Source organism: Micromonospora xinjiangensis (assembly GCF_056150165.1).
Window position 1 is genome coordinate 557,721 of sequence record NZ_JAXCFO010000005.1, and the last position, 26,014, is coordinate 583,734.

Genomic DNA, 26,014 nt, shown 5'->3' on the forward strand with positions numbered 1-26,014 from the left:
GTCGGCCGGCGCCTCCACGAGCGGCGCGTCCGGCGCGCCGCCCTCCGCGCCGCCGCCCACCGGGGTCGCTTCCCCTTCGGTCACCACGCCCTCCTCCCGCTCGGTCACCGCGTCACCTCCGGCCCGCTCCTCGCGCTCACCGCGCCGCTCTCCGTTCGCGACTGCGGGGCTCGCAAACCCGGCTCACTCCTCGCGCTCACCGCGCCGCTCTCCGTTCGCGACTGCGGGGCTCGCAAACCCGGCTCACTCCTCGCGCTCACGAGGCCTCCCCGAAGGCGACGTCGCTCGCGAGCACCGCGGCGCCGGCGACCCCGGCCCGGGGACCGAGTTCGGAGAGGACGACAGGCAGGTTGCCGGTGGCCAGCGGCAACGACCGGCGGTATACCACGCTGCGGATCTCGGCGAGCAGGATGTGACCGAGCTGGGCGAGACCGCCACCGATCACGATCATGGAGGGGTTGGCGAAGCTCACCAGCCCGGCCAGCACGCCACCGACCCGCCGCCCGCCGTCGCGGATCAGCTGGATGCAGGTCACGTCCCCCTCGACGGCGCCCTCGGCCACGTCGAGAGCCGTGACCTGCCCGTGCGCGGCCAGCCGCTCGGCGAGCGCGGGTGAGACACCGTTGCGCGCCGCGGCGGTCGCGTCCTTGGCCAGCGCGGCGCCGCTGAAGAGCGCCTCGAGGCAGCCCACGTTGCCGCAGGAGCACATCGGGCCGTGCGAGTCGACCTGGATGTGCCCGATGTCGCCGGCGCAGCCGTCGGTGCCCCGGTAGACCTCGCCGCTGAGGTAGATCCCGCAGCCGATGCCGGTGCCGATCTTCACGAACAGGAAGTCGTCCACCGAGTGGGCGACCCCGCCGTGCCGCTCGCCGATCGCCATGATGTTGACGTCGTTGTCGACCACCGCGGGGCAGCCGTGCTCGCGGGTGAGCAGCTCGCGCACCGGGAAGCGGTCCCAGCCGGGCATGATCGGCGGCGAGACGGGCACCCCGTCGCGGAAGCTCACCGGCCCGGGCACGCCGACACCGACGGCGTCGAGACGCTCGTAGGCACCGTCGACCTTGGCCTTGTGCAGCAGCTCGTTGACGCGCTGGAGCGTCACCTTCGGACCCGAGCGGATGTCGGCCGGCTCGGCGTAGGCGGCGACCGGTTCGAGCCGGCCGTTGACCACCTCGACGTCGATCGAGCTGGCGCCGAGGTCCACGGCGGCGAAACGCAGGCGCGGGTTGAGCTCGACCAGGGTGGACCGACGTCCACCGCGGGACGCGGCCAGCCCGGCCTCGGCCACGTAGCCCAGGTTGACGAGCCGGTCCAGCTCGGCCAGGAGTCGCGGGCGCGGCATCTGCAACCGGTCGCCGAGCTCGGCCCGGGACACCGCTCCCTGGTCACGCAGCAGCCGCAGGAGGCGTACGTGCAGCGGGTCCTCCGTCCGCACCGGGACTCACCTCCGCATCGGCGTCCTTCACATCGACGCAACGGCGATGTGTTGTGCCCGACACAGTAGGAGCGTTCCGCGCTGCGTGTCCAGAGCTTCAAGCGATCTGACATCAACTTTTGTCCGAACGAACAAAAGCTAATTGTGGATCAAGGAAAGATCGTCACCCTCGTTCGCGCTTCTTGCGCAGCTTGCGATCGTCACGTAGCTCCACGTACGGCTCCTCATCGGCCGGATGACCGGCCGAGATCGCCCGGCCGCGTTCCAGCTCGGCGTCGAACTCCGCGCCGAGCAGGATGGCGATGTTGGTCAGCCAGAGCCAGACCAGGAAGATGATCACCCCGGCGAGGGTTCCGTACGTCTTGTTGTAGGAGCCGAAGTTGGCCACGTAGGCGGCGAAGAGGGCCGAGACGACCAGCCAGACCACCACCGCCAGCACCCCGCCCGGGCTGACCCAGCGGAAGCCGCCGTGGCGCGCGTTCGGCGAGGCCCAGTAGAGGATGGCGAACATCAGGCTGACCAGGACCAGCAGCACGGGCCACTTGGCGATGTTCCAGACCGTCACCGCCGTCGAGCCGAGCCCGATCGCCTCGCCGGCCGCGCGGGCGAGGCGGCCGGTGAAGACCACGATCACGGCGCTGGCCAGCAGCATCACCCCGACCACGGCCGTCACGCCGACCCGGATCGGCAGCGTCTTCCAGATCGGCCGTCCTTCCGGCACGTCGTAGATCGCGTTGGAGGCCCGCATAAACGCCGCGATATAACCGGAGGCCGACCAGAACGCGGCGAGCAGACCGAGGACGGCGGCGAGGCTGGCGAGCCCGCCGGAGCCCTGCGCCTGGGTGATCGCGTTCTCCAGGATGGTCTGGATGTTGCCCTCCGGAACGGCGTCGCGGACGGTGTCCTTGACGCCCTCCGTGGTCTCCCGCCCGAGCAGGCCGAGGATGGAGACGAGCACCAGCAGGCCGGGGAAGATCGAGAGCACCCCGTAGTAGGTCAGCGCGGCCGCCCAGTCGGTGAGGCTGTCCTCCTGGAACTCTGTGATCGTCCGGCGCGCCGCCGCCTTCCATCCGGCACCCGGCAGCTTCGCCGGGCTCTCCGGGCCCGCGTCCGGGTCGACCGGCCCGCGACCCCGATCGGGGGCCCGGTCGGCGGCCGCTCGCGCAACCGTGTCGTCGTGGTCGCGCCCGCGGCGGTCAGACTCGTCGGCGGCCATCGCCCCTCCTTGTCGTCGCGTATCCCTGCGGGACATGCCCCGACAAAGGCGGCGGTAACCACCTAGCGGTAGAGCAGGCGCCCCATCCGACGCGAGGAGACCAGCAGACCCACCGCAATCATCACCAGCAGGTAGAGCACGTCGAGCAGCCACGCCCAACCCGCGGTGCCGAGCGAGACACCCCGGATCAGGTGCACCGCCCGGTAGAGCGGGGTGAGCTCGACAAGCCAGCGCAGCACGGCCGGATACGCCTCGGCGGGAACGAACGTGCCGGAGAAGAGGAAGAGGGTGAACTGGGCCGAGCCCAGGAGGTCGAAATCCTGCCAGCTGCGCATGAACGTCGCCACGGCCGCGCCCAGCGCGCCGAACGCGAAGCCGACCAGCACCGCGGCCGGCAGGGCCGTCACCGCCCGGGCGACGGTCGTCAGATCCATGGCGGCCATGACCACCAGGAAGGCGGCGGAGTAGGCGCTGCCCCGCAGCATCGCCCAGCCCAGCTCGCCGAGCGCGATCTCGAACGGCCGCACGGGGGTGGCGATCACCCCGTCGTACAGCTTCATGTACTTCATCTTCCCGAAGAAGTTGAAGGTGGTCTCGGCGAGCGCCCCGGTCATCGCCGACGAGGCGAGCATCGCGGGAGCGACGAACGCCGCGTAGGTGACCAGCCGACCATCCGGCAGGGTGAGGTCGCCCACCAGCGCGCCGACTCCGACGCCGATGGAGAGCAGGTAGAGCAGCGGCTCCAGGAACCCGGAGAGGAGCAGTAGCCAGTAGACCGACTTCAGCGCCGCGACGTTCCGCTCGGCCACCGAGGCCGAGCGCCGGTACGCGGCGGAGACGTCGACGAGCCGGGGCAGGACCAGAGCGACCACGACAAGGCCCTTCCTAGACGACGAGCTTGCGGCGGAACACGCGGCGCGCGAGCAGCGCGCCGCCGAGCGCCCAGGCCGCGAGGTAGAGCAGGTGGCCGGCGGCCGACCACTCGGGGGCGACACCGAGGGTCGCGGCCCGGCACAGGTCGACGGCGTGCCAGAGCGGCGTCGCGTACGCCAGCCAGCGCAACCCTTCGGGCAGGCCCTCGACCGGGAAGAACACGCCGGCGAAGAGAGTCATGGGGATGACCGCGAAGCGGAACAGCATCGCCAGCCAGCTGTCGCTGTCGACCGTCGCGCTGTAGGCGAAGGTCGGTGCGGCGACGGCCAGGCCGAGTAGCGCCGACACCGGCAGGGCCGCCAGCGCCCAGGGCGAGCGCAACGCGCCGAAGAGCCCGGTGACCAGCAGGAACGCGGCGATCGTGGTGAGCACCCGGAACAGCACGTAGAGCAGGTGACCGGCGAGGATGTCACCGACCCGCAGCGGGGCGGCGCTCTGCGCGTAGTACGTCTTGATCCACTGGAAGTTGCTGAACACCGGCCAGGTCGCGTCGCCGAGCGCCACCTGCAGTGCGGTCGAGGCGATCAGCCCCGGCACCAGCCAGTCGAGATAGGGCACGCCGTCCACGCCCTGGTCGATGTAGGCGCCGACACCGATGCCGAACCCCAGCACGGTGAGCACCGGCAGCAGGAAGGACGAGAACACCCCGGCTCGCCAGGTGCGCCGGTAGCCCACGAGGAAGTAGGTGAGCACGGCGAACGCCGGCACCCGCGGCAGCGCGTGCCGCGGCCGCTCCCGCACCGGTGACGTCACGTCCACCACGACCACCACCCCGCTCCCGTCCGTCCACCACGGCCTTCCTACCTCCGGGGTACGACAGGCCGCAGCCACCCTATGACCGGCCGGCGTACGTGTCGCGGGAGTTTCGGGAGCGCGGGGCGGGTTCGGACGTTCCCCTGGACGGGCTTAATCTACATAGGTAGCCTGAGGGTGTGGAACCGCTCGGACGCATCGGTGGCGCGACGGTCGACGTCCTGCGCGTGCTGCTCGACGCCGACCGGCCCCGCTGGGGGCTGGAGATCATCAAGGTCACCGGCCGGCCCTCCGGCAGCGTCTATCCCCTCCTGGACCGGCTGGAACGCCACGGCTGGGTCACGTCGCACTGGGAGACGGAGCCCGAGCGGCGCGGCCCACGGCGACGGATGTACGAGCTGACGGCCGACGGTGCCCTGGCGGCGCGCCGGGTGTGCGCCCGGGCGTCGGCGCAGGAGGCGCGGCGGCCGGCGCGACTGCGGGAGGCGCGATGACACCGTCCACCCGGGTGGCGCTCGTGATCGTGCGCTGCACCGCGGCGCTGCTCCCCCGCGGGCTGCGCGCCCGCCACCTCGAACAGTGGCAGGCCGACGTGCACGGCGCGGCGTTCCTGCGGATGTCCCCGGTGCGGCTCGCCATCGGCACCCTCGTCGCGGCCGCCCGGATCACCAACACCGACCGGAAGGAGACCCGGACCATGCAGCCCATCGGCCCTCTCGCTCTCGCCCTGCGCCTGGTGGGCGGCACGCACGCCCGTCGTCGCGCCGCCACCCTCGCCGCCGTGTTCGCACTGGCCCTGCTGGCCGGCACCGGCCTGCTCGTCACGGGGTGAGCCCGCGGTCACCCGGTGCGGGTCGGCGGGGGCGCAACGCCTCCCGCCGTCCCGGGCGGGTCAGTCGCGGACGCCCCGCACCAGCGACCGGAGCGCGTAGCCGAGCAGCAGCACGCCCGCGCCCGTACCGACCACCAGGCCCGCCGACACCGCCGTCGCGAGACCTACGACCAGACCGGCCAGCGCGACCACGTACATCACCAGGCCGAGCGGTCGCAGCAACGGATCGCCCAGCAGCGGCGCCAGTGGGAGGAGGTGCAGACCCACCACGGCGCACACCAGCACCGGGATGCACTCGGACCAGCCGGCGACGGCAAGCGCCGCCGCGGCACCTCCGATCGCTCCGACCGGCCGAGACCGATCGGGCGTCCGCACGATGCTATGGGCCGCGACCCCGGCCGCAGCCCGCGCCGACCCGCTCAGTCGACGAGCGTACGGCCGGTGAGGTGCAGGAAGACGTCCTCCAGGCTGCTGCGGCGGACCAGCACGTTGGCCGGAGTGAGGCCGATCGCCTGCACCTCGGCCAGCGCGGCGTCACCGTCCGCGACGTAGAGCAGGATCCGGTCGGGCAGCACCTCGACCCGCTCACCCAACCCGTCGAGCTTGCCCGCGAACGCCTCCTGCGAGTCGGCGGCGAAGCGCAGCTCGACCACCTCGCGCGTGGAGTAGCGCTCGATCAGCGTCCGGGGCGAGCCCTCGGCCACGATGCGGCCACCGTCCATCACGACCAGCCGGTCGCAGAGCTGCTCGGCCTCGTCCATGTAGTGGGTGGTCAGCACCAGCGTCACGCCCTGCTGCTTGAGCCGGAACAGCCGCTCCCAGACCAGGTGCCGGGCCTGCGGGTCGAGGCCCGTGGTCGGCTCGTCGAGCAACACGATCTCCGGCTCGTTGACCAGCGCGCGGGCGATGGTGAGCCGGCGCTTCATCCCGCCGGAGAGCGGCTCGACCTTGCTGTCGGCGCGCTCGGCGAGCTGGACGAAGTCGAGAAGCTCGCCCGCCCGTTCCCGGGCCACCCGGCGCGGGATGCCGAAGTAGCGGGCGTAGGTGGTCAGGTTCTCGCGGACGGTCAACTCCGGGTCGAGGTTGTCCAGCTGGGGGCAGACCCCGAGCCGGGCGCGGATCGCGGGCCCGTCACGCACCGGATCCATGCCGAGGATGCGTAGCTCCCCGCCGCTCGGCGGGGAGGTGCAGCCGATCATACGCATGGTGGAGGACTTGCCCGCGCCGTTGGGGCCGAGGAAGCCGAACGCCTCGCCCGGGAGCACCTCGACGTCGATGCCGTCGACCGCGGTGAAGTCGCCGAACCGCTTCACCAGCCCCCGCGCCTGGATGAGAGGTTGAGCCGTGGTCACCGCCCGACCCTAACCGCCGCGTCCGACACCTCCATCCGATTTAGCGGCGCGGCAGCGCCCCCGGCGTACGCACATCGACGTGTATCGTCCTTCTGTGGCGCCCATCCGCTCCCCCGACGGTTCGCCGCCGACCCCGCGCCGAGCCGAGCGGGCCACGGCGGAGCCGTCCACTGTCGACCTCCCCGACGACGCCGCCCACCGGCCGCCCACGACCGTCGAGGCGGCCGCCGGGCGAGAGCCCGCGGAGGCCGACGTCGCCGCCCGGCAGCCGCCCACGACCACCGAGGCGAGCGCGCCCGCCGTCGCTCGCGTCCCGTCGCCCCGGCCGCCGGACGGGACGCCCGATCTCGCCGCCCAGTTCGAGGACGAGAAGCCGGGCCGCGCGCTCGCCGGAGCGGCCGGCCTGCTCGTCGGCGCGGCGGCGCTGGCGGTCGCCGCGCTCGCCCTCTGGCAGGTGTTCCGGCCGTTGCCGCAGGGCAGCAAGTACTACCTGATCGTGTTCCTCGCGGGCGTCCTCCCGCTGGTCTTCCTCGCCTACCCGGCCGAGCTGCGGCTGCGGGCCCGGCTGCGCCGGCCCGGCCGCCGCGACGCGCCGCCGGCCGGGCCGGAGGCCACCGTGACGGCGGCGCCCCCCGTGGCCTCGCGCCCCACGGTGTCGGACTGGGCGCTCGCCGCGCTGGCGCTGGCCGCCTGCCTCTACCCGATCCTGCCGATCCCGCTCGGTTCCGGCGGCGGCGGCTACAACGCCTTCCTCGACCGCCAGGGGCTGCTCGCGCCGGCCGACCTGGTGCTCGGCACCGTCCTGCTCCTGCTGCTGCTCGAGGCCTGCCGCCGCACCACCGGTTGGATCCTGCCCGCGGTCTGCCTGCTCTTCCTCGGCTACGGCTACTACGGCGGCCTGCTCCCGCAGTCCTGGCCGGTGGCCCACGCCGGGCTCGACTTCGGCCAGTTGGTCGACGCGTTCTACAACTCCGACAGCGGCTTCTACGGCACTCCGCTGGACGTCGCGGCGTCCTACATCGTGCTCTTCACCATCTACGGCGCGGTGCTGAACTTCTCCGGGGCGGGCCGGTTCTTCGTCGACCTCTCCGCCGCGGCCTTCCGCCGCTCGCGCACGGCGGCCGGGCGTACGGCGGTCGCCTCCGGCTTCCTGCTGGGCACCGTCTCCGGCTCGGGGGCCGCCACCACGGTCAGCATCGGGGCGGTGACCTGGCCGATCCTGCGGCGGGCCGGCTACCCGGCGGAGCGGGCCGGCGGCATGCTGGCCGCGGCCGGGGTGGGCGCGATCCTCTCCCCACCGACGCTGGGCGCGGCGGCGTTCATCATCGCCGAGTACCTCGGCGTCTCGTACCTCCAGGTGCTCGGCTGGGCGACCGTGCCCACGGTCCTCTACTACCTCGGCATCCTGCTCTCCGTGGAGATCGACGCCCGCCGCTCGGGGGTGCGTCCGGTGTCCATCGACGCGGCGTCCCCCTGGCGGCTGCTGGGCCGCTTCGGCTACCACTTCGCCTCGCTGGTCGTCATCATCGCGCTGCTCGCCACGGGCATGTCGGCCACCCGGGCGGTGGTGCTCGCGACCGCGGTCGCCGCCGCGCTCTCCTTCCTGGACCGGGCCCACCGGCTCACCCCGGAGCGGCTGCTGACCGCCCTGGTGAGCGGCGTACGCGGTGTGCTCGCGGTGACCGCCGTCTGCGCCGCCGCCGGCATCATCACGGCCACCACCACCAAGACGGGGCTCGGCCCGCAGGCGGCGGGCCTGCTGGTGGACGGCGCGCGGGCGCTGAGCAGCGACCCGGCGGTGGTCCTGGTGCTCACCGCGGTGCTCGCCGCGGTCGCGCTCAGCCTGCTCGGTCTCGCCGTCCCGGTCACGGCGTCGTTCGTGATCGGCTGGGTGATCATCGGGCCGGCGCTGCTCGACCTGGGGGTCGCGACGCCGGCGGTGGCGATGTTCGTCTTCTACTTCGCGGTGCTCTCCGAGGCGTCCCCGCCGACCGCGCTCGCCGCCGTCGCCGCCGCGGCGGTCACCGGCGGTCGGCTGGTGCCGACCATGTGGCACACCCTGCGCTACGCGCTGCCGGCGTATCTCACCCCGATCGCCTTCGTGATCACTCCCGCCGGGCTGGGCCTGCTCGGCATCGGCGGGCCGCGGCGGATCGCGGTGGCCGCCCTGGTCCTCGCGCTGAGCGTCGCCGTGCTCGCCGTCGCCGCCGGAGGGTGGCTGCCCGGCGTGGGCCGGGCCGGAGTCGCCGAACGCGTGCTCGCCGCGCTCGCCGGGGTGGTGCTGCTCCGGCTGGAGCCGGTGTCGGTGGCGATCGGCGTCGGGCTGGCCGCCGTGGCGGTCGCGAGCGTGGTCGTACGACGTGGATCCGCCGGCCGGTCCGACGGACCGGCCGGATCACCGGCGCAGCTGAGGGAGGTAGGACAGTGAGCGGGAGGAATGTTCGGCTCCTCGCCGGGGTGGGCGTGCTCGCCGTGCTCACGGCGGGGACGGTGGGCTGCGGCGGCCGGCAGGGCGGCGCGGCGCGGGACGACACCGCGAGCGAGGTCACCTGCGACGTCACCCGGGACACCCGGGTCGGCATCGCGACGGGGAACGCGACGGGCGTCTACTACGTGGTCGGCAACGCCCTGGCCGGGCAGCTCTCCGATGCCACCGGCGGCCGGTTGACCGGCACCGCGGCCGAGACCGGCGCCTCGGTGCAGAACGTCGAGCAACTCGTCGCCGGCCAGTACGACGTCGCCTTCTCGCTCTTCGACACGGCCGTCAACGCGGTGCAGGGCAGGGAGACGTTCGACGCCGCGCAGCCGGTGCAGGCGCTCGCCCGGATCTACGACAACTACACGCAGGTCGTGGTGCGCAACGACGCCGGCATCGCCTCGGTGGCCGACATGCGCGGCAAGCGGATCTCCACGGGCTCGCCGAAGTCCGGCACCGAGGTGATCGCCAACCGGCTGCTCCAGGCGGCCGGTCTCGACCCCGCGAAGGACGTCCAGGCGCAGCGGCTCGACCTCACGAAGACCGTCGAGGGGATGAAGGACGGCAGCATCGACGGCTTCTTCTGGTCGGGCGGCCTGCCCACCGGAGGGCTGACCGACCTGTTCACCACCGCCGGGGACCGGGTGCGGTTCCTCGACATCACCCCGCTGCTGCCGAAGATGGCCGAGCTGAACCCGGCCTACCAGGCCGGCACGATCAGCCGGGACGCCTACCGGACGGCGGCGGACACCCCGACGATCGTGGTGCCGAACGTGCTGCTCGTCCGCCGGGACCTGGACGCCAACGTCGCCTGCGCGATCACCCGCACGCTCTTCGAGCGCCGGGACGCGCTGGCCCGGGCGAACCCGGCGGCGAAGGGGATCACGCTGGAGAACGCCCGCCGGACCGACCCGGTGCCGCTGCACCGCGGCGCGGAGAAGGCCCTCCAGGACCTGGGCGCCCGCTGACGGCTGCCCGCGACCCGGCCCGCCGGCACGGGACGCGCTGTGCCCGCCGACGGTGACCGTTGGTCGCCCCGGTCCGCCCGGCGGGACGCCGAGCGTGACCACTGGTCACCCGTCGGCCACCGGGTCGGCGCGGCCGTGATCGCTGGTCACCCGGGTCGACGCCGGCCGTGGCCGCTGGTCACCCGGGTCGACGCCGGCCGTGTCGCTGGTCGCTTCGCGTCGGCTCAGACGTCGGCGGGGGCGGTCCCGGCCCGGGCGGCGGCGACCAGTTGGTCGGTCAGGGCCACCACCTCGGCGTCGTCGGCCGGCGTGCCCGGGTCGTAGCGCACCGTCCAGGTCAGCCCGTCGACGCCGGGCACCCGCCGGGCGGCGATCCGGCCGCCGGGCACGGAGTGGTGCTGGGTGTAGGCCACCGACCGGGTGACCCGGGCGCGCACCTGGTGCGGCAGGTCACCCGGATCGAGCAGCAGGTAGGTCTGCGGGACGCCGTCGGCGACCACGAGGTAGCCGTCGCGCTCGCCGACCTGCTCCGCGGGTGTGACGGTGAGTTCCCGGCCGGACCAGACCGCCTTGATCAGCTCGTGCCAGCCGAGTCGTTGCTGGTGGCCGGGCAGCCAGAGCCCGAGGTTGCTGGCGACCAGGACGCCCCCACCCTCGCCGTCGCCGACCGCGGCCCAGGCCAACACGCGCTCGTCGGGCGACAGCGGCGGGCGGTCGACCGGGCGCAGCTTCGGCCGGCGGCTGAACAGTCCCATCTAGAGCCCTCCCGCGGCCTGTTCGCGCAGTGCCCGGGCGTGCTGCTCCAACGAGAGCAGCTCACCGAAGAGCGCGAAGTACTCGTCCTTGTTGCTCACCGGGTTGATCCGCTGGATCCGCGACTTGAGGTCCTTGATCCGGCCGGTGACCGACCCCCACTGCAGGCGGGCCATGGTGACCGAGACGTACCGCGGATCCGGCTCACCGTCGATCCGCAGCGGCTCGACGGCGAGTTCGCCCACGAGGGCCTGGCCGGCGAGGTCGGCGCAGGCGTCCCGGACCGACTCGATCCACACCGCGCCGCCGGTGGCCGCCGCGGCACCGCCGGTGGCGGCGATCGCCTCGCGCACCGCGACGTGGACCGGGTGGCGGTACTCGCCCGCCTCCACCGCGTCGAACATCGGCCCGGCGAGCACCGGCTGCTGGAGCGCGAGCTTCAGCGCCTCCCGCTCGACCATCGACTGCGGGCTGTCCACCGTCGGCGCGGCGACGGCCGGGGACGCCGGGGCGGGCGCCGGTCGGCCGGTGGCGCCGGCCGCGGCGGCCTGCACCGCCCGCTGCACCGGCTCGATCTCCATGCCCAGGTCGCCGGCGAGCTTACGGACGTACTCCGGGCGCTTCTCCCGGTCCTTGATCTTCGCGACCAGCGGGGCGGCGCGGCGCATCGCCTCCACCCGGCCGTCGACGGTGTCGAGGTCGTAGCGGCTGATGACGTGCCGCAACGCGAAGTCGACGAGCGGCTCGCGGCGCGCCACCAGGTCGCGGACCGCGAGGTCTCCCTTGGCCAGCCGCAGCTCGCACGGGTCCATGTTGTCGGGGCTGACGGCGATGAAGGTACGCCCCACGAACCGCTGGTCGTCGTCGAAGGCCCGCAGCGCGGCCTTCTGGCCGGCGGCGTCCCCGTCGAAGGTGAAGATGATCTCCCCGGCCCGTTCGTCGCTGTCGAAGAGCACCCGGCGCAGCACCGCGATGTGGTCCGCGCCGAACGCCGTGCCGCAGGTCGCCACCGCCGTCGGCACGTCGGCCAGATGGCAGGCCATCACGTCGGTGTAGCCCTCGACCACGACCACCTTGCCCTGCTTGGCGATCTCCCGCTTCGCCTGGTCGATGCCGTAGAGCACGTGCGACTTCTTGTAGATCGGCGTCTCGGGGGTGTTCAGGTACTTCGGGCCGTCGTCATCGTCGAAGAGCTTGCGCGCACCGAAGCCGATCACGTCACCGGTGATGTCCCGGATCGGCCACATGAGCCGCCGCCGGAACCGGTCGATCAGGGTGCCCGAGCGCGACGGCCGCGACAGCCCCGCCGTGGTCAGCTCGTCGGCGGTGAACCCCCGTTGGCGCAGGTGCTTGGTCAGGTGGTCCCAGGCGTCGGGGGCGAAGCCGCAGGCGTAGCGCTCGGCGGCCGCCCGGTCGAAGCCGCGTGCGGCCAGGAACTCCCGGGCCGGCCGCGCGCCGGCGGTCGTGAGCTGGGACTGGTAGAACTCGACGGCGGCGGCGTGCGCGGCGACCAGGCGCTGACGCTGCCCCTGCTGGGGGCGGCCCCGCGCCGGGGTGGAGTCGCCCTCCACGTAGCGCAGCTGGATGCCGGCGCGGGCGGCGAGCCGTTCGACCGCCTCGACGAAGCTGAGGTGGTCGGCGTCCATCAGGAACTTGATGGCGTCGCCGCCGGCGCCGCAGCCGAAGCAGTACCAGACGTTGCGCGCCGGGGAGACGTTGAACGAGGGGCTCTTCTCGTCGTGGAACGGGCACAGCCCCTTCAGGTTGCCGCCGCCCGCGGACCGGAGGGTCACCGTCTCGGAGATGATCTCCTCTATCGAGGTGCGCTCCCGGACCAGCGCGATGTCCTCGTCCCGGATCCGCCCCGCCATGTCCGCCACCTCCTCCGGCGTACATCCTGCCCTGCCGGACCGACGTTCCGCCGTCGGGGGCACGCCGGGTGAGCCGGATCGCGAGCGACTCGCCCATTTCGCCCCAGGCACCGCCCCGCCGCGGCGAGCATGAGCAGATGTGGCGGAGGAAGGGGCGCGGGGCGCGATGGGGCGGCCGGCTCGCCGGCCGGCTGGCCGTACGTCCGCCGACGGCGGCCACCGACGAGGCCGGTCACCGGCACGCCACCTGGTTCGAGCTCTTCTTCGACGTGATCTTCGTCTTCGCCCTGGCTGCCGTGGTGGACCGGCTCGGCGGCGACACGAGCCCTCGACCGCAGAGCGTGCTCGCCGCGTTCGGGCTCTTCCTGGTGGTGCAGTGGGCCTGGGTGGGGCACGCCTACTACGCCACCCGCTACCAGGCCGACGACCTGCCGCACCGGTTGTTGATGCTGTTCGCGCTGCTCGGCGCCGGAGCGATCACCCTCGGGGTGGACGAGGTGCCCGACGGCGAGATGCTGCCGATGGGTTACCTGATCGTCCGTGGCGTGCTGATCCTGCTCTACCTCCGGGGCCGTCCCGCCTCCGGGGTGGCCCGGGCGGGCACCCTCGTCTACCTGATCGGGTTCGGGCTCGGCTGGCTCATCTGGCTCGCCTCGCTGGCCGTCCCCCCGCATCTGCGGCCGGTCCTCTGGATCATCGGGACGACGGTCGAGCTCGCCACGCCCTGGGTCGGCTACCGCTGGCTGAGCCGGTGGCCGGTGGACGTCCGGCACCTGCCGGAGCGGATCGGCCAGTTCATCATCATCGTGCTCGGCAGCACGGTGGCCAACCTGCTCGCCACGGTGCCGGACCACCCGGACCGCAGGATGACCCTCACCGCGGCGCTGGCCTCCACCGTGCCGGCGTCGATCTGGTGGATCTACGCCACCTTCGTCACCAGCGGCATCCCGATCCACCGGCTACGCGGCGGCCAGCCCTACGCCTACCTGCACTACCTGCTCGGCGGCGGCCTGCTGCTGCTCGGGTGGGCGCTCGGGCAGACGGTCCGGGCCGTTGACGGCGAGGCGATCCTCACCAAGGAGGTACGCCTGCTGCTCGCCGGCTCGGCCACCCTCTGGATCGTCTGCGGTCTGGGCCTGTACTGGCTGTCGATCCGGGTCTCGCTCCGCGCCGCGCTGCTCTACGGGTCCGCCGCCGCCGCGGTCTGGGCGATCACCCTGGCCGTCTCCCCGCCGTTCCTGGTGCTGGTGTCGCTCAGCGCGGCGATCGCCACGTACGCGGTGCTGTTCACCGTCCTGCTGGGCGGCGAACGCTCGGAAGAGGGGACGGCGCTCACCTCCGCCGAGTGACCGGGACCGTATCCGGATCACCGCGCCGGGCGGCACGCCAGCGGCCACCGCGAGCCCGGCGGTCACGCCGAGCGGCCGGCCTCCGCGGCGGCGCCGCCGATCCGGGGGAACGGCTCGATCGAGAAGACGACCTCGACGGGCACCTCGAAGTACGCCGCGATGCGCAGCGCCAGGTGCAGGCTGGGCCGGAACTCACCCCGTTCCAGGTAGCCCACCGTCTGGTAGTGCACCCCCAGCGCGTCGGCGAGCTGCCGCCGGGAGATGCCCCGCTCGGCCCGCAGCACCGCGATGCGGTTGTGCACGGTCTCGCTCATCGACGCCCTCTCAGATCACCTGCTGCATGGCTCGCTCCCGGCGCGCGGCGACCCGCGAGCCGGACTCCCGGCGGGCCATCCGCCGCAGCACGACGGGCGCGAGCACGAGCCCGAGCACGGCCCAGGCGCCGAGCACGCCGAGCGTCTCCAGGTGCCGCCACGACCCGCCGAGCTCGACCGCGGCCAGACCGTCCGGCAGCAGCGCCGAGCGCATGCCCAACCCTAGCCAGTAGATCGGGAAGACCTGGGCGACGGCCTGGAGCCAGCCGGGGTAGCCGTTGATCGGGTAGAAGATGCCGGAGAGCGCGATCAGGCCCATCATCGGCAGCATGACCAGCCCGAGGTTGCGCGGGTTCTCGATCAGGGAGCCGATGACCGCCCCGATGGGCAGGGTGGCGACCAGGCCGAGCACCGTCACCCAGAGCAGGGTGACCCAGGCGGTGGCGCTGGTCAGCTGGAGCCCGTCGACGAGGAACAGCGCCGGCACGAGCTGCACGACCATGCTCACCAGCGCGACCGTCGACATCAGGGTGAGCTTGCCGACGAGATAGCCGAGCATCCCGTTCGGGGTGGCCTTGGCCCGCAGCAGCGTGCCGTCCTCCCGCTCGACGACGAGCTGCTGGGCCAGGGTGATGAGGCCACCGAAGGCCAGCCCCATGCCGAGGACGCTGGGGAGCGTGCGCGCGCCGAGCGAGAACTCGGTGCCGGGCACCGTGGACCCGCGCATGAAGAAGATGGTCACCAGTAGGACCACCGTCGGGAAGATGTAGCCCCACAGGTCCTGCGAGTTCGTGAAGGTGTTGCGCAGCTCGATCACGCCGCGCCGGAGACCGGCCCGGACGGCGACTCTGGTCGGGTTCATGCCTGGCTCCCCTGCTGCCACGCCCGGGTCGCCGTGCCGACCCGCGCACCGGACTCCTGCTCGTGGACGAGCGCCAGGTACGCGTCCTCCAGGCTCGCCCGGCGGACCTCCAACTCCTGGACGCCGTCGCCGTGCTGTCGGAACAGCTCCCGCACGAACGCGGTCGCGTCGACCGCCGAGTGCACGAAGCGTTCCCCGTCCCGGGTCCACCGGATCTCGGTGTGCCCGGCGACCCGGCGGGACAGCTCGTCGGGCGAGCCGTCGGCGATGATGCGCCCGCCGGCCAGGATGAGGATCCGGTCGGCGAGCTTCTCCGCCTCGTCCAGGTCGTGGGTGGTGAGCAGGATCGTGGTCTCGTCCAGGTCGGCGAGGCGGTGCACCAGCTCGTGGAACTCGCGGCGTGCCGCCGGGTCGAAGCCGACCGTCGGCTCGTCCAGGAAGAGCAGCTCGGGACGGCCCACGATGCCGACCGCCACGTCCAGACGGCGGCGCTGCCCGCCGGAGAGCCGGTTCACCCGCTGGCCGCCGTGCGCGGCGAGGCCGACGGCCTCCAGCAGGTCGTCCACCGGCCAGGGCCGGCGGATCCGCTCGGTGGAGTAGGGGGCGTAGAACTCGCCGAGGTGGGCCAGCACGTCCCGCACCCGCCACTTGCCGTGGTCGCGCCAGGACTGGAGCACCACGCCCATCCGGGCACGCCAGCGCTCGTCGCCGCGCGCCGGGTCGACCCCGAGCACCCGGACCTCACCGGCCGAGCGCATCCGGAAGCCCTCGAGGATCTCGATGGTGGTGCTCTTGCCGGCGCCGTTGGGCCCGAGCAGCGCGAGCACCTCGCCGCGCCGGGCGGTGAAGTCGACCCCGTGCAGCACGTCGACGGTGCCGTACCGCATGCGCAGGTCGCGGACGTCGAGCACCAGCTCCCCGTCGGGCGGGTGCGGGGTCTGCACGGACCCCGGTAGTTCGACCGCAGTCATGGTCACCCCTGTTTGACGAATCACTACGGCAGAATGTAGCACCTCTGCTACATACGGAGGTACACCCACTCCCGCTTCGAGGTGCGACAGGTCATCGCGGAGGGCGGCCGAACCAGCGCGTCACCGGGGGCGGGTCCTCCTCGTCGTACGACCGGGCGGCGCGCACGGCGGCGGCCAGGCCGGCCCGGCGCCGCCGGGCCGGCGGATGGACCGCCGGGTCCCGGGCCATCTCCCGGAACAACGCGACCGCGAGGCCGAGCATCACCACCACGAACGGCAGCGCCACCAGGATGGTGGCCTGCTGCAACGCGGCGAGTCCACCGGCGAGCAGCAGTGCCGCGGCGACCGCACCGATGAGCGCGCCCCACAGCACCACGAGCAACCGGTGCGGGCGCAGCGCGCCACGGGAGGTCAACGAACCCAGCACCAGGGAGGCCGAGTCGGCGCCCGTCACGAAGTAGAGCGCCACCAGCACGATCGCCAGCACGCTGGACGCCGCGGCCAGCGGCAGCGCGTCCAGCAGGTTGAACAGCGCCTGCTCGGAGCCGGCCGCGACGTCGCGCACCAGGTCGCGCGTGCCGGTGGCCTGGGTCCGCAGCGCGGTGCCGCCCAGCACCGCGAACCAGACGGCGCTGGCGCCGCTCGGCACCAGCAGCACGCCGATGACGAACTGCCGCACAGTACGGCCCCGGGAGATCCGCGCGATGAACGTGCCCACGAACGGCGCCCACGAGATCCACCACGCCCAGTAGAAGATCGTCCACGAGCCGAGCCAGGCCGGATCGGAGAACGCCCCCGTCCGGGTCGACATCCGCAGCAGCCCGCTGAGATAGTCGCCGACCGCGGCGGGCAGCACCTCGAGCGTGTAGACCGTCGGCCCCACCACGAAGACGAAGAGCAGCAACGCCACGGCGAGCAGCACGTTCGTCGTGGACAGCCACTTCACCCCGCGGTGCAGACCGGAGGTCGCCGAGACGACGAAGGCGAGGGTGAGCGCCCCGATGACCACCAGCTCCAGCGCCCGGGTGTCGGGCAGGCCCGCGACCAGCTCCAGGCCCGCGGCCACCTGGAGCGCGCCGAGCCCGAGGCTGGTCGCCGAGCCGAACACGGTGGCGAAGACGGCCAGCAGGTCGATGGCGCGGCCGGCCGCACCGTCCACCCGGGAGCCGAGCAGCGGCTGGAAGGCGGAGGAGATCCGGTTGCCCCGCCCCTTCCGGAACGTCGAGTACGCCAGCGCCAGCCCGGCGAGGGCGTAGATCCCCCACGGGTGCAGGGTCCAGTGGAAGAGGGTGTACTGCATCGCCGCGGCGGCGGCCGCGCCGGTCTCGGCCGGCACGCCGGACGCCGGCGGTGGGGACGCGTAGTGCTGGATCGGCTCGGCCACGGCGAAGAAGACCAGGCCGATCCCCATACCGGCGCTGAACATCATCGCGACCCAGGCGAGGGTGTTGAACTCCGGTTCGTCGTCGTCCGACCCGAGCCGGATCCTCCCGAACCGGGACGCCGCGATCACCACGGCGAGGACCAGGAAGGCGTCCGCCGCCAGCACGAAGAACCAGCCGAACGTGTCGATCGCCCAGCTGAGCCCGGACGCCCCGAACCGGGCGAGCGAGTCGCGGGCCAGCACGCCCCAGGCCACCACGCCCAGCACGCCGCCGACGCCGAGCGCCAGGACGACCGGATCGAGACGTCCCGGACGCGACGTCGCCTCCGGCTGCTGCTCGGCCATGTCCACCCCTGGACCCATGGTCCGGCCCCACGACCTCGCGGGGGGTGGAATACGACAAACGTCGCGCCGTCAGGCGGCGAGCTTCTCCTCGGCCTCGACCTGCTTGTTCCACTCGGGCTTGACGGCCCGCCAGCCCTCGTCGTCCATGCCCCGGCGCCAGTAGCCGGAGATGGAGAGCATCTCGCGCGGGACCCCCCGCTCGATGCGCAGCAGCCGGCGCAGCTCCTTGACGAACGTCGCCTCACCGTGCACGAAGGCGTGCACCGCGCCGGGCGGGAAGTCCAGCGCCCGCACCGCGGCCACCAGCGCCTCGCCCACCGGGCGGCGGGAGCGGTGCAGCCAGCGCACCTCGACCACGCCGGCGCAGGTGAGCGGCATCTCGTCGGCCGGGCCGTCGACCTCCAGAAAGACCTTCGCGGGGGCGCCGGCCGGGAGCCGCTCCAGCGACGCGGCGATCGCCGGGAGCGCGCTCTCGTCGCCGACCATCAGGTGCCAGTCCGCCTCCGGGCTCGGGGCGTACCCGCCACCCGGGCCGACGAAGTGCACCGGGTCCCCGGGGCGCAGCGTCGCCGCCCACGGCCCGGCGAGCCCCTCGTCGCCGTGGTAGACGACGTCGACGGTCAGCTCCGCGGTCCGCGGGTCCCACGCCCGCACCGTGTACGTGCGCAGGCGCGGCCAGTCCGCGCGCGGCAGGGTGCGCCGAGCCACCTCCAGGTCGAACGGGGACGGATAGGCCACGCCGGGCTGCGGGAAGACCACCTTGATGTAGTGGTCGGTGAACTCGCCCACGGGCAGCCCGACAAGCTCCTCACCACCGAGGACCAGCCGGATCAGGCGCGGGGCGGGCCGCTCGGTCCGCAGGACCCGGGCGCTGGTGACCTTCGTACGGCGCTCCGTCATATTGGTTAGGCTATCCTAACCTGCTGCCGTGGGCAGTGGGGGTGCCCCGGAACCGGTCAGGCGGGCGTGCCAGGCCACCGCGACCGGGTCGGTGAGCGAGGCGACCTGGTCGATCACCACCCGCAGCCGGGCGGCGTCGTCCGGGGCGGCCCGCCACAACGGCGCGAAGACCGGATCCAGCTCGTCCGGCGCCCGCTCGACCAGGGCCGCCACCAGTTCGGCCAGGATCTGCCGCTGCCACTCGTACCGGGCGTGCGCCCCCGGCCGGCGCATCACGTAGCGCAGCGCGATCCCCTTCAGCAGCGCACAGCGTGCCCGCACCTCCCGCGGCACCACCAGGTCGGCGGCGTACCGGCGGTGCGGGCCCGGGCCGGACCGCTCCTCCGTGGCGGCCACCGCCGCCGAGACGAAGCGCCCGGTCAGCACGCTGGTGGTGGTCTTGAGCGCGGCCTGGGCGCGGTGGCTGCCGTCGTAGAAGGCCAGCGGTGCGAGCACCGGGTCGGCGAGCAGCTCGACGAGCACCTCGCCGAGGTCGGCCGGGGACTCGCCGGAGTAGGTCGCGGCCACGTCGGCGCAGAGGGCCGCCCGCTCGTCGGCGTCGGCCAGCAACGGGCGCAGGGTGACGTACCCGCCGTGGATGCCGTCCTCGACGTCGTGCACCGAGTACGCCACATCGTCGGCCCAGTCCATCACCTGCGCCTCCAGGCACCGCCGCTCCCCCGCCGGCGCACCGGCCCGGACCCAGCCGAACACGTCGGCGTCGTCGGCGTACACCCCGAACTTGCGCCGCCCCGACCGTCGCGGCCAGGGGTACTTGCCGACCGCGTCGAGCGAGGCGCGGGTGAGGTTCAGCCCGGCGGACGACCCGTCCGGGGCGAACACCTTGGCCTCCAACCGGGTCAGGACCCGCAGCGTCTGGGCGTTGCCCTCGAAGCCGCCGCACGGGCCGGCCAGCACGTCGAGCGCGGCCTCGCCGTTGTGCCCGAAGGGCGGGTGCCCGAGGTCGTGGGCCAGCCCCGCGACGTCCACCACGTCCGGGTCGCAGCCCAGCCGGGCGCCCATCTCGCGGGCGATCTGCGCGACCTCCAGCGAGTGGGTCAGCCGCGTGCGCAGGAAGTCGTCCGTGCCGGCGGTATGCACCTGGGTCTTGGCGGCCAACCGGCGGAAAGCGGCCGAGTGCAGCACGCGAGCCCGGTCCCGCTCGTACGGGGAGCGGCCGTAGCCGGTGTCCTTCGGCGGCTCCGGGACCCGCCGCTCGTCGTCCGGCGCGGGTGACGGCGACCTGCCGTGGCCCGCGTCGGCGGCCCGAGGCCCGACGTCGCCCGGGCCGGCGTCGTGCGGGCCGGCGTCGTGCCGGCCGGCGGACGGGTGCCCGCTCAACCGGTCACCCTAGGCACGTTGCCGGAGCACGCAGAACTCGTTGCCCTCCGGGTCGGCGAGGACCGTCCACTCGACGTCGCCCTGGCCGATGTCGACGTGCCGGGCACCCATGTCGACCAGCCGCTCGACCTCGGCCTCCTGGTCGGTCGGCCGCAGGTCGATGTGCAGCCGGTTCTTGGTCTCCTTGCCCTCGGTGACCGGCACGAAGACGATCCCGGGCAGCCGGTCCGGCGCCTGGCGGATCTCCACCTCGTCCAGCTTCTCGGTGACGATCTGGTAGCCGAGGGCCTCGGCCCACCAGCGCGCCAGCCGGGGCGGATCATGGGCGTCGACGGTCAGGTTCTCCCAGACGCTGGTCATGCAGCCACCCTTCCGCATCGACGGATTACGAGCGAGCCAAGATTACGCCCGACGCCGCCGGACGGCTCGGCAGCCGTCTCCGGGTGACGGACCGGTGGCGACGGCCGAGCGGCGGCGGGACGCGTGCCCGCCCCGCCGCCCCCGCGTCAGCGGCTGTCCGAGCCGGCCGTCTCCACGGCCGCCCGGCCAGCCTCCAGGCGGGCCACCGGCACCCGGAACGGCGAGCAGGAGACGTAGTCCAGGCCGACCGCGTGGAAGAAGTGCACCGAGTCGGGGTCGCCGCCGTGCTCGCCGCAGACACCGAGCTTCAACCCGGGTCGCGCGGCGCGGCCCTCCTCGGCGGCGATCCGGACCAGCCGGCCGACGCCCTCGGCGTCGATGGACTCGAACGGCGAGATGCCGAAGATGCCCAGTTCCAGGTAGCGCCAGAAGAACGCCGCCTCCACGTCGTCGCGGGAGAAACCCCAGCCCATCTGGGTGAGGTCGTTGGTGCCGAAGGAGAAGAACTCGGCCGCCTCGGCGATCTGACCCGCGGTGAGCGCCGCCCGCGGCACCTCGATCATCGTGCCGATCAGCACCTCCACGCCGCTCTCCCCGACCACCTCGGCGATGATCTTCTCGGCTTCGGCGCGTACGGTCTCCAGCTCCTGCACCGCGCCGACCAGCGGGACCATGATCTCCGGGTGGGCGGACCCGCCCTTCCGCACGACCGTGACCGCGGCCTCGGCGATCGCCCGGACCTGCATGGCGAACAGGCCGGGGATGACCAGGCCGAGGCGTACGCCGCGCAGGCCGAGCATCGGGTTCTCCTCGTGCATCCGCCGGACGGCGGCGAGCAGCGCCTCCTCCTTGGCCACGTCCTCGCCGCGCTCCTGGGCGACCGCCACGTTGACCGCGAGCTGCTCCAGCGGCGGCAGGAACTCGTGCAGCGGCGGGTCGATCAGCCGCACGGTGACCGGAAGCCCGTCCATCGCCGTGAAGATGTCCACGAAGTCGGCCCGCTGCAACGGCAGCAGGGCGGCGAGGGCCGACTCGCGCTCGTCCTCGGTGCGGGCCAGGATCAGCCGCTCGACCAGCTCCCGCCGGTCGCCGAGGAACATGTGCTCGGTGCGGCACAGCCCGATGCCCTCCGCGCCGAACCGCCGGGCCCGGGCCGCGTCGTCGGCCGTGTCGGCGTTCGTCCGCACGGCCAGCCGCCGTCGCTGGTCGGCGTGCGTCATGATCCGGTGTACGGCCCGGACGAGCGGATCGTCGCTCTGCTCCGGGTCGAGGGTGCCCTCGAAGTACTGCACCACCTCGGACGGCGTGACCGGCACCTCGCCGAGGTAGACCTTCCCGGTGGTGCCGTCGATCGAGATGACGTCGCCCTCGGCGACCGTGTGCCCGCCGACGGTGAACCGCCGCTGCGGCACGTTGACGTCCAGCTCGTCGGCGCCGGAGACGCAGGTCTTGCCCATCCCACGGGCCACCACGGCCGCGTGGCTGGTCTTGCCGCCCCGCGAGGTGAGGATGCCCTTGGCGGCGATCATGCCGTTCAGGTCGTCGGGGTTGGTCTCGCGGCGGACCAGGATCACCGACTCACCCTCGGCGGCCAGCTCGACGGCCCGGTCCGAGCTGAAGACGGCCTTGCCGGACGCCGCGCCCGGCGAGGCGCCCACCCCCTTCGCCACCGGCTCGAACTCGTGGTCGAGCCGGAACCGGGGGAACATCAGCTGGGCCAGTTGCGCGCCGTTGACCCGGTGCAGCGCCTCGTCCAGGTCGATGAGGCCCTCGTCGACGAGCTGGCCGGCGATGACGAACGCGGCGGCCGCCGTACGCTTGCCCACCCGGGTCTGGAGCATCCAGAGCTTGCCGCGCTCGATGGTGAACTCGATGTCGCAGAGGTCCCGGTAGTGCTCCTCCAGCCGGGCCATGTAGCCGAGCAGCTCGTCGTAGGACGTCTTGTCGATCCGCTCCAGCTCCTGCAACGGCACCGTGTTGCGGATGCCGGCCACCACGTCCTCGCCCTGGGCGTTGGCGAGGTAGTCGCCGTAGATGCCCTGGGCGCCGCTGGCCGGGTCGCGGGTGAACGCGACGCCGGTGCCGGAGTCCGGCCCGAGGTTGCCGAAGACCATCGCCACCACGTTGACCGCGGTGCCGAGGTCGGCCGGGATGCGCTCCTGCCGCCGGTAGACGATCGCCCGCTCGGCGTTCCAGGACTCGAAGACCGCGCGGATGGCCAGGTCGAGCTGCTCCCGGGGCTCCTGCGGGAACTCCCGCCCGGTGTGCTTCGCGAAGATCTTCTTGTAGGCGTCGACCAGCCCGCGCAGGTCGTCGGCGTCGAGGTCGAGGTCGTTCGTGGTGCCCTTGGCGCGCTTGGCCTCGTCCAGCGCGTGCTCGAACTCCTCGCCCGGCACGTCGCAGACGGTCTTGCCGAACATCTGGATGAGCCGCCGGTACGAGTCCCAGGCGAACCGGTCGTTTCCGCCGGCCTGGGCGCTGAGCCCGACGACGCTGCGGTCGTTGAGGCCGACGTTGAGGACGGTCTCCATCATCCCGGGCATGGAGAACTTGGCGCCGGAACGGACGGAGACGAGCAGGGGGTCGTCGGCGTCGCCGAGCCGCCGCCCCATGCCCCGTTCCAGGGCCTCCAGGTGCGCCTCGATCTGGTCGGCGAGCCCGGGCGGCTCCTCACCCGTGGCGAGGTACGCCTTGCACGCCTCGGTGGTGATGGTGAAGCCGGGCGGCACCGGCAGGCCGAGGTTGGTCATCTCGGCCAGGTTGGCGCCCTTGCCGCCGAGCAGGTCCTTCAGATCCTTGTTGCCCTCGGCGAAGTCGTACACGTACTTGCGATCGACCGTCTCTTGCGCTGCCACCAGAGCCTCCCACGCGCGCCATTGACACTTAACGAAGGTTCAGTTCGGACATTCCCCGGGAGCGACCGCCGGTAATCCGGCGTCGTCAGCGGTCGGTGGGCGAAGGTTAAGCGAACATCGGGTGGCCTGGGAGCGTTCGGTGACAATAGGCACAGCCATCACCACTATCCGCGTTCGTACCGGTTTTTGGGAACGCTTCCACGTGCAGGATCACGCAAACGCGGTTCCCCTCGTACTCTTGACGGCACTCGTTTCGATGGACCTGACCATTGCCACATCCCGCCCGAATACACCCCGGAGCCGTCGCCGTGCCGACCACCCCCGCCACCCCGTCCGAGACCGGTCCCGAGCCGCTCGACGGCCTGGGCCTGCCCACCCGGCAGCCGGCCACCGCCGAGCTGGCCCGGGCCGCCGCCCAGCACGCCGGCGACCTGCTCGCCCCGCCGGCCCCGGTCCGGCTGGGTGACGTCGTTCCCGCTCCCGAGTTCGTCGCGCCCGACACGGCGGCCGACTTCACCCTGACCGCTGGCACGGTCGTCCGAGTGAGCCCCGCCGGCCGCGAGGTCGCCGAGCAGCTCGCCGCGCTGCTGCGGCCCGCCACCGGCTTCCCCCTGCCCGTCGCCGACGGCGTCGGGGACGGTTCCCTGACGCTCACCCTCGCCGACGCGGCCCATCCGCCGGCGGCACCCACCGCGAGCCGGGCCGGCGGCGCGGAGCTGGGCGACGAGGGCTACCGCCTCGACGTGACCGGGAGGGTGTCCGGATCGTCGCGGCCACCCCGGCCGGGCTCTTCTACGGCACCCAGACCCTGCGTCAGCTCCTGCCGCCGTCGATCGAGAGCCGCGCCCGGGTGCAGGAGCGCTGGACGCTGCCCGGCGGGTCGATCGTCGACCGGCCGCGGTACCCGTACCGGGGGGCCATGCTCGACGTGGCCCGGCACTTCTTCCCGGTCACCGACGTGCTCCGGGTGATCGACCACCTCGCCCGGTACAAGCTCAACCACCTGCACCTGCACCTCACCGACGACCAGGGCTGGCGGCTCGCCGTACCGGGGTGGCCACGGCTCGCCGAGGTGGGCGGGGCGATCGAGGTCGGCGGTGGGCCCGGCGGGCACTACACCGCGGGCGACTACCAGCGCATCGTCGGCTACGCGGCGGCCCGGCACGTCACCGTCGTGCCCGAGATCGACCTGCCCGGCCACACCAACGCCGCGCTGGTCGCGTACGGCGAGTTGGCGCCGGAGGGCGTGACCCCGGAGCCGTACACCGGCACCGAGGTCGGCTTCAGCTACGTCGACCCGGCCAACGAGCGGACGTACGACTTCGTCACCGACGTGGTCGGCGCGGTGGCCGCGCTGACCCCCGGGCCGTGGCTGCACATCGGCGGCGACGAGGCGTTCAAGGTGAAGGGCGAGTCCTACACCGGATTCGTCGAGCGGGTGCAGCGCATCGTCGCCGACACTGGCAAGATCGTGGTCGGCTGGCACCAGATCGCCCCGGCGGCGCACGCCGAGCGCCGAGTGCTCCAGTGGTGGGGCACGAACGGCGAGGACCCCGTCACCGCCGAGGCGGTACGCCGGGGGGCCCGGCTCATCCTCTCTCCCGGCAACCACGCGTACCTGGACATGAAGTACACCGCGGACACACCGCTGGGGCTGGACTGGGCCGGCCTGATCGACGTGCGCCGGGCGTACGACTGGGATCCGGGCGCACACCTCGCGGGCGTGCCGGCCGAGGCGGTGCTCGGCGTCGAGGCGCCGCTCTGGACCGAGACGGTCACCTCCCTGCCGGAGATCGAGTTCATGCTCTTTCCCCGGCTGCCCGCCGTCGCGGAACTGGGCTGGTCGCCACGGTCGACCCACGACTGGGCCGGCTTCCGGGAGCGGCTCGCCGGGCACGGCCCCCGCTGGGCCCTCGCCGGCATCGCCTTCCACCGCTCGATCGAGGTGCCGTGGCCCGCGCAAGCCGGCCCGGCCGCGGCCCTGGACGCCGAGACGGAGGCCCCCGCCATCCCTGCCCCGACCGGCGCCCCCACCGCCCCCGCCCCGACCGGCGCGCCCACCGCCCCCGCCCAGCCGGGACCGGACACCGCACCCGAGCCGGTGTGATCGCGTAGGCCCGGTCGCGCCAACCGCCCGACCGGGCACCCGCCTGGTCCGCGGGACGTCCCCAAAGCTGACGACCTAGACGACCAGCCTGGCAGGATCAGCGCGCAACTTCCCGGACGTAGTGGCCTCACGGCCCGGCGGAGGCAACAAGATCCGTGATGCTGTGCGGATCTTGCGCCCCGGCGGACGGATCCCGGCGTTCGCGGTGCGGCACGGCGTTCGCGACGCGGTCGACCCCTCTGGGGTCAGCTGTCCGTTCCAGCCTGTGACTGGATGGGCGCGGTGTCCGGTTCGCGTCCGCTCGTCCCGTGGCCGGCGCCACCGCCGGGACGGAATCATGGCCCCGCCCGGGTCGTTGAACATGGTCGAGCCACGCGGCCTCCGGTCGCCGGCAGGGAGACGACCCGCGGCGGGAACTCACCGCCACCCCGGTGCGTTGACACCCCCGGGCACCGGACCGCTCGTCGGAATGACCGGCCGGCCCACGTCGTTACACCCTCGGCACCACGCGGGCCCCGCCCCGGAATCACCGGCCGGCCCACGTCGTTACACCCCGAGGCGCCCGAGCAGGCACAGCCGCCAGGCGCACTCCCCCGAT

21 protein-coding genes and 1 pseudogene are annotated in these 26,014 nt (G+C 73.2%); 6 read left to right on the forward strand and 16 right to left on the reverse strand.

Translation table 11 applies throughout. The features are described from left to right. Positions 1-256 precede the first annotated feature (256 nt). The 4 genes from SM573_RS21410 to SM573_RS21425 all read right to left on the reverse strand — a co-directional run bounded on the left by SM573_RS21410 (position 257) and on the right by SM573_RS21425 (position 4,337). Positions 257-1,435 (reverse strand): ROK family protein, encoded by a 1,179-nt coding sequence (locus tag SM573_RS21410; protein WP_474612931.1) that lies wholly within the window; start codon positions 1,433-1,435, stop codon positions 257-259. Between the two features lie 163 nt (positions 1,436-1,598). Beyond that, positions 1,599-2,651, reverse strand: coding sequence for a YihY/virulence factor BrkB family protein (locus SM573_RS21415; protein WP_474616895.1), 1,053 nt, complete (start codon positions 2,649-2,651; stop codon positions 1,599-1,601). A 62-nt stretch (positions 2,652-2,713) separates the two neighbouring features. Next, positions 2,714-3,523 (reverse strand): ABC transporter permease, encoded by an 810-nt coding sequence (locus SM573_RS21420; RefSeq protein ID WP_474616896.1) that lies wholly within the window; start codon positions 3,521-3,523, stop codon positions 2,714-2,716. A gap of 13 nt (positions 3,524-3,536) precedes the next feature. Next, positions 3,537-4,337 carry an ABC transporter permease gene (locus SM573_RS21425; RefSeq protein WP_474613260.1) on the reverse strand — a complete coding sequence of 267 codons (801 nt, stop codon included), beginning with the start codon at positions 4,335-4,337 and terminating at the stop codon, positions 3,537-3,539. Positions 4,338-4,516: 179 nt separating this feature from the next. Between SM573_RS21425 and SM573_RS21430 the strand changes: the two genes are divergently transcribed. Next, positions 4,517-4,831, forward strand: coding sequence for a PadR family transcriptional regulator (locus tag SM573_RS21430; RefSeq protein WP_474612928.1), 315 nt, complete (start codon positions 4,517-4,519; stop codon positions 4,829-4,831). Beyond that, positions 4,828-5,169: a hypothetical protein gene (locus SM573_RS21435; protein ID WP_474612927.1), complete on the forward strand. Its 342-nt coding sequence runs from the start codon at positions 4,828-4,830 to the stop codon at positions 5,167-5,169. The genes SM573_RS21430 and SM573_RS21435 overlap by 4 nt, the downstream gene beginning before the upstream one ends. Before the next feature lie 60 nt (positions 5,170-5,229). Here SM573_RS21435 and SM573_RS21440 read toward each other — a convergent pair whose 3' ends face one another. Further along, complete coding sequence (locus tag SM573_RS21440; protein WP_474616897.1) at positions 5,230-5,439, reverse strand: hypothetical protein; 210 nt, start codon at positions 5,437-5,439, stop codon at positions 5,230-5,232. Between the two features lie 149 nt (positions 5,440-5,588). Beyond that, positions 5,589-6,521 (reverse strand): ABC transporter ATP-binding protein, encoded by a 933-nt coding sequence (locus tag SM573_RS21445; RefSeq protein WP_474616898.1) that lies wholly within the window; start codon positions 6,519-6,521, stop codon positions 5,589-5,591. A 94-nt stretch (positions 6,522-6,615) separates the two neighbouring features. Between SM573_RS21445 and SM573_RS21450 the strand changes: the two genes are divergently transcribed. After that, positions 6,616-8,949, forward strand: coding sequence for a TRAP transporter permease (locus tag SM573_RS21450; protein WP_474612924.1), 2,334 nt, complete (start codon positions 6,616-6,618; stop codon positions 8,947-8,949). Further along, positions 8,946-9,965, forward strand: coding sequence for a TAXI family TRAP transporter solute-binding subunit (locus tag SM573_RS21455; protein WP_474612923.1), 1,020 nt, complete (start codon positions 8,946-8,948; stop codon positions 9,963-9,965). Before SM573_RS21450 ends, SM573_RS21455 begins: the two co-directional genes overlap by 4 nt. 224 nt (positions 9,966-10,189) lie before the next feature. On the opposite strand, the gene SM573_RS21460 is transcribed toward SM573_RS21455, so the two are convergent. After that, a complete protein-coding gene (locus SM573_RS21460) occupies positions 10,190-10,720 on the reverse strand; it encodes a hypothetical protein (protein ID WP_474612922.1) in 531 nt (176 codons plus the stop codon). Then, positions 10,721-12,589, reverse strand: coding sequence for a DNA primase (dnaG, locus tag SM573_RS21465; RefSeq protein WP_474612921.1), 1,869 nt, complete (start codon positions 12,587-12,589; stop codon positions 10,721-10,723). 137 nt (positions 12,590-12,726) lie between these two features. Between dnaG and SM573_RS21470 the strand changes: the two genes are divergently transcribed. Further along, entirely contained in the window at positions 12,727-13,938 is a 1,212-nt protein-coding gene (locus tag SM573_RS21470) for a low temperature requirement protein A (protein ID WP_474616899.1), read from the forward strand. 62 nt (positions 13,939-14,000) lie between these two features. Here the strand turns inward: SM573_RS21470 and SM573_RS21475 are convergent, their stop codons facing one another. The 8 genes from SM573_RS21475 to ppdK form a co-directional block, all read right to left on the reverse strand. Then, on the reverse strand, positions 14,001-14,252 hold the full coding sequence (locus SM573_RS21475; protein ID WP_474612919.1) for a helix-turn-helix transcriptional regulator: 252 nt from the start codon (positions 14,250-14,252) through the stop codon (positions 14,001-14,003). Between the two features lie 10 nt (positions 14,253-14,262). After that, positions 14,263-15,114, reverse strand: a complete 852-nt coding sequence (locus SM573_RS21480; RefSeq protein WP_474612918.1) for an ABC transporter permease — start codon at positions 15,112-15,114, stop codon at positions 14,263-14,265. Beyond that, the gene (locus SM573_RS21485) at positions 15,111-16,085 is read right to left on the reverse strand and encodes an ABC transporter ATP-binding protein (protein WP_474612917.1); all 975 of its coding nucleotides are present in this window, start codon (positions 16,083-16,085) and stop codon (positions 15,111-15,113) included. The genes SM573_RS21480 and SM573_RS21485 overlap by 4 nt, the downstream gene beginning before the upstream one ends. A 91-nt stretch (positions 16,086-16,176) precedes the next feature. Continuing rightward, a complete protein-coding gene (locus SM573_RS21490) occupies positions 16,177-17,814 on the reverse strand; it encodes a BCCT family transporter (RefSeq protein ID WP_474612916.1) in 1,638 nt (545 codons plus the stop codon). A 69-nt stretch (positions 17,815-17,883) separates the two neighbouring features. Further along, positions 17,884-18,714: a siderophore-interacting protein gene (locus SM573_RS21495; RefSeq protein ID WP_474612915.1), complete on the reverse strand. Its 831-nt coding sequence runs from the start codon at positions 18,712-18,714 to the stop codon at positions 17,884-17,886. 15 nt (positions 18,715-18,729) lie between these two features. Then, positions 18,730-20,094: a deoxyguanosinetriphosphate triphosphohydrolase gene (locus SM573_RS21500; RefSeq protein ID WP_474616900.1), complete on the reverse strand. Its 1,365-nt coding sequence runs from the start codon at positions 20,092-20,094 to the stop codon at positions 18,730-18,732. A gap of 9 nt (positions 20,095-20,103) precedes the next feature. Beyond that, positions 20,104-20,454: a VOC family protein gene (locus SM573_RS21505; RefSeq protein WP_474612913.1), complete on the reverse strand. Its 351-nt coding sequence runs from the start codon at positions 20,452-20,454 to the stop codon at positions 20,104-20,106. A gap of 146 nt (positions 20,455-20,600) precedes the next feature. After that, positions 20,601-23,309, reverse strand: a complete 2,709-nt coding sequence (gene ppdK, locus SM573_RS21510; protein ID WP_474616901.1) for a pyruvate, phosphate dikinase — start codon at positions 23,307-23,309, stop codon at positions 20,601-20,603. 287 nt (positions 23,310-23,596) lie between these two features. On the opposite strand from ppdK, the pseudogene SM573_RS21515 reads away from it, so the two are divergent. Further along, positions 23,597-25,416, forward strand: a pseudogene (locus tag SM573_RS21515) (beta-N-acetylhexosaminidase). Positions 25,417-26,014: the final 598 nt, after the last annotated feature.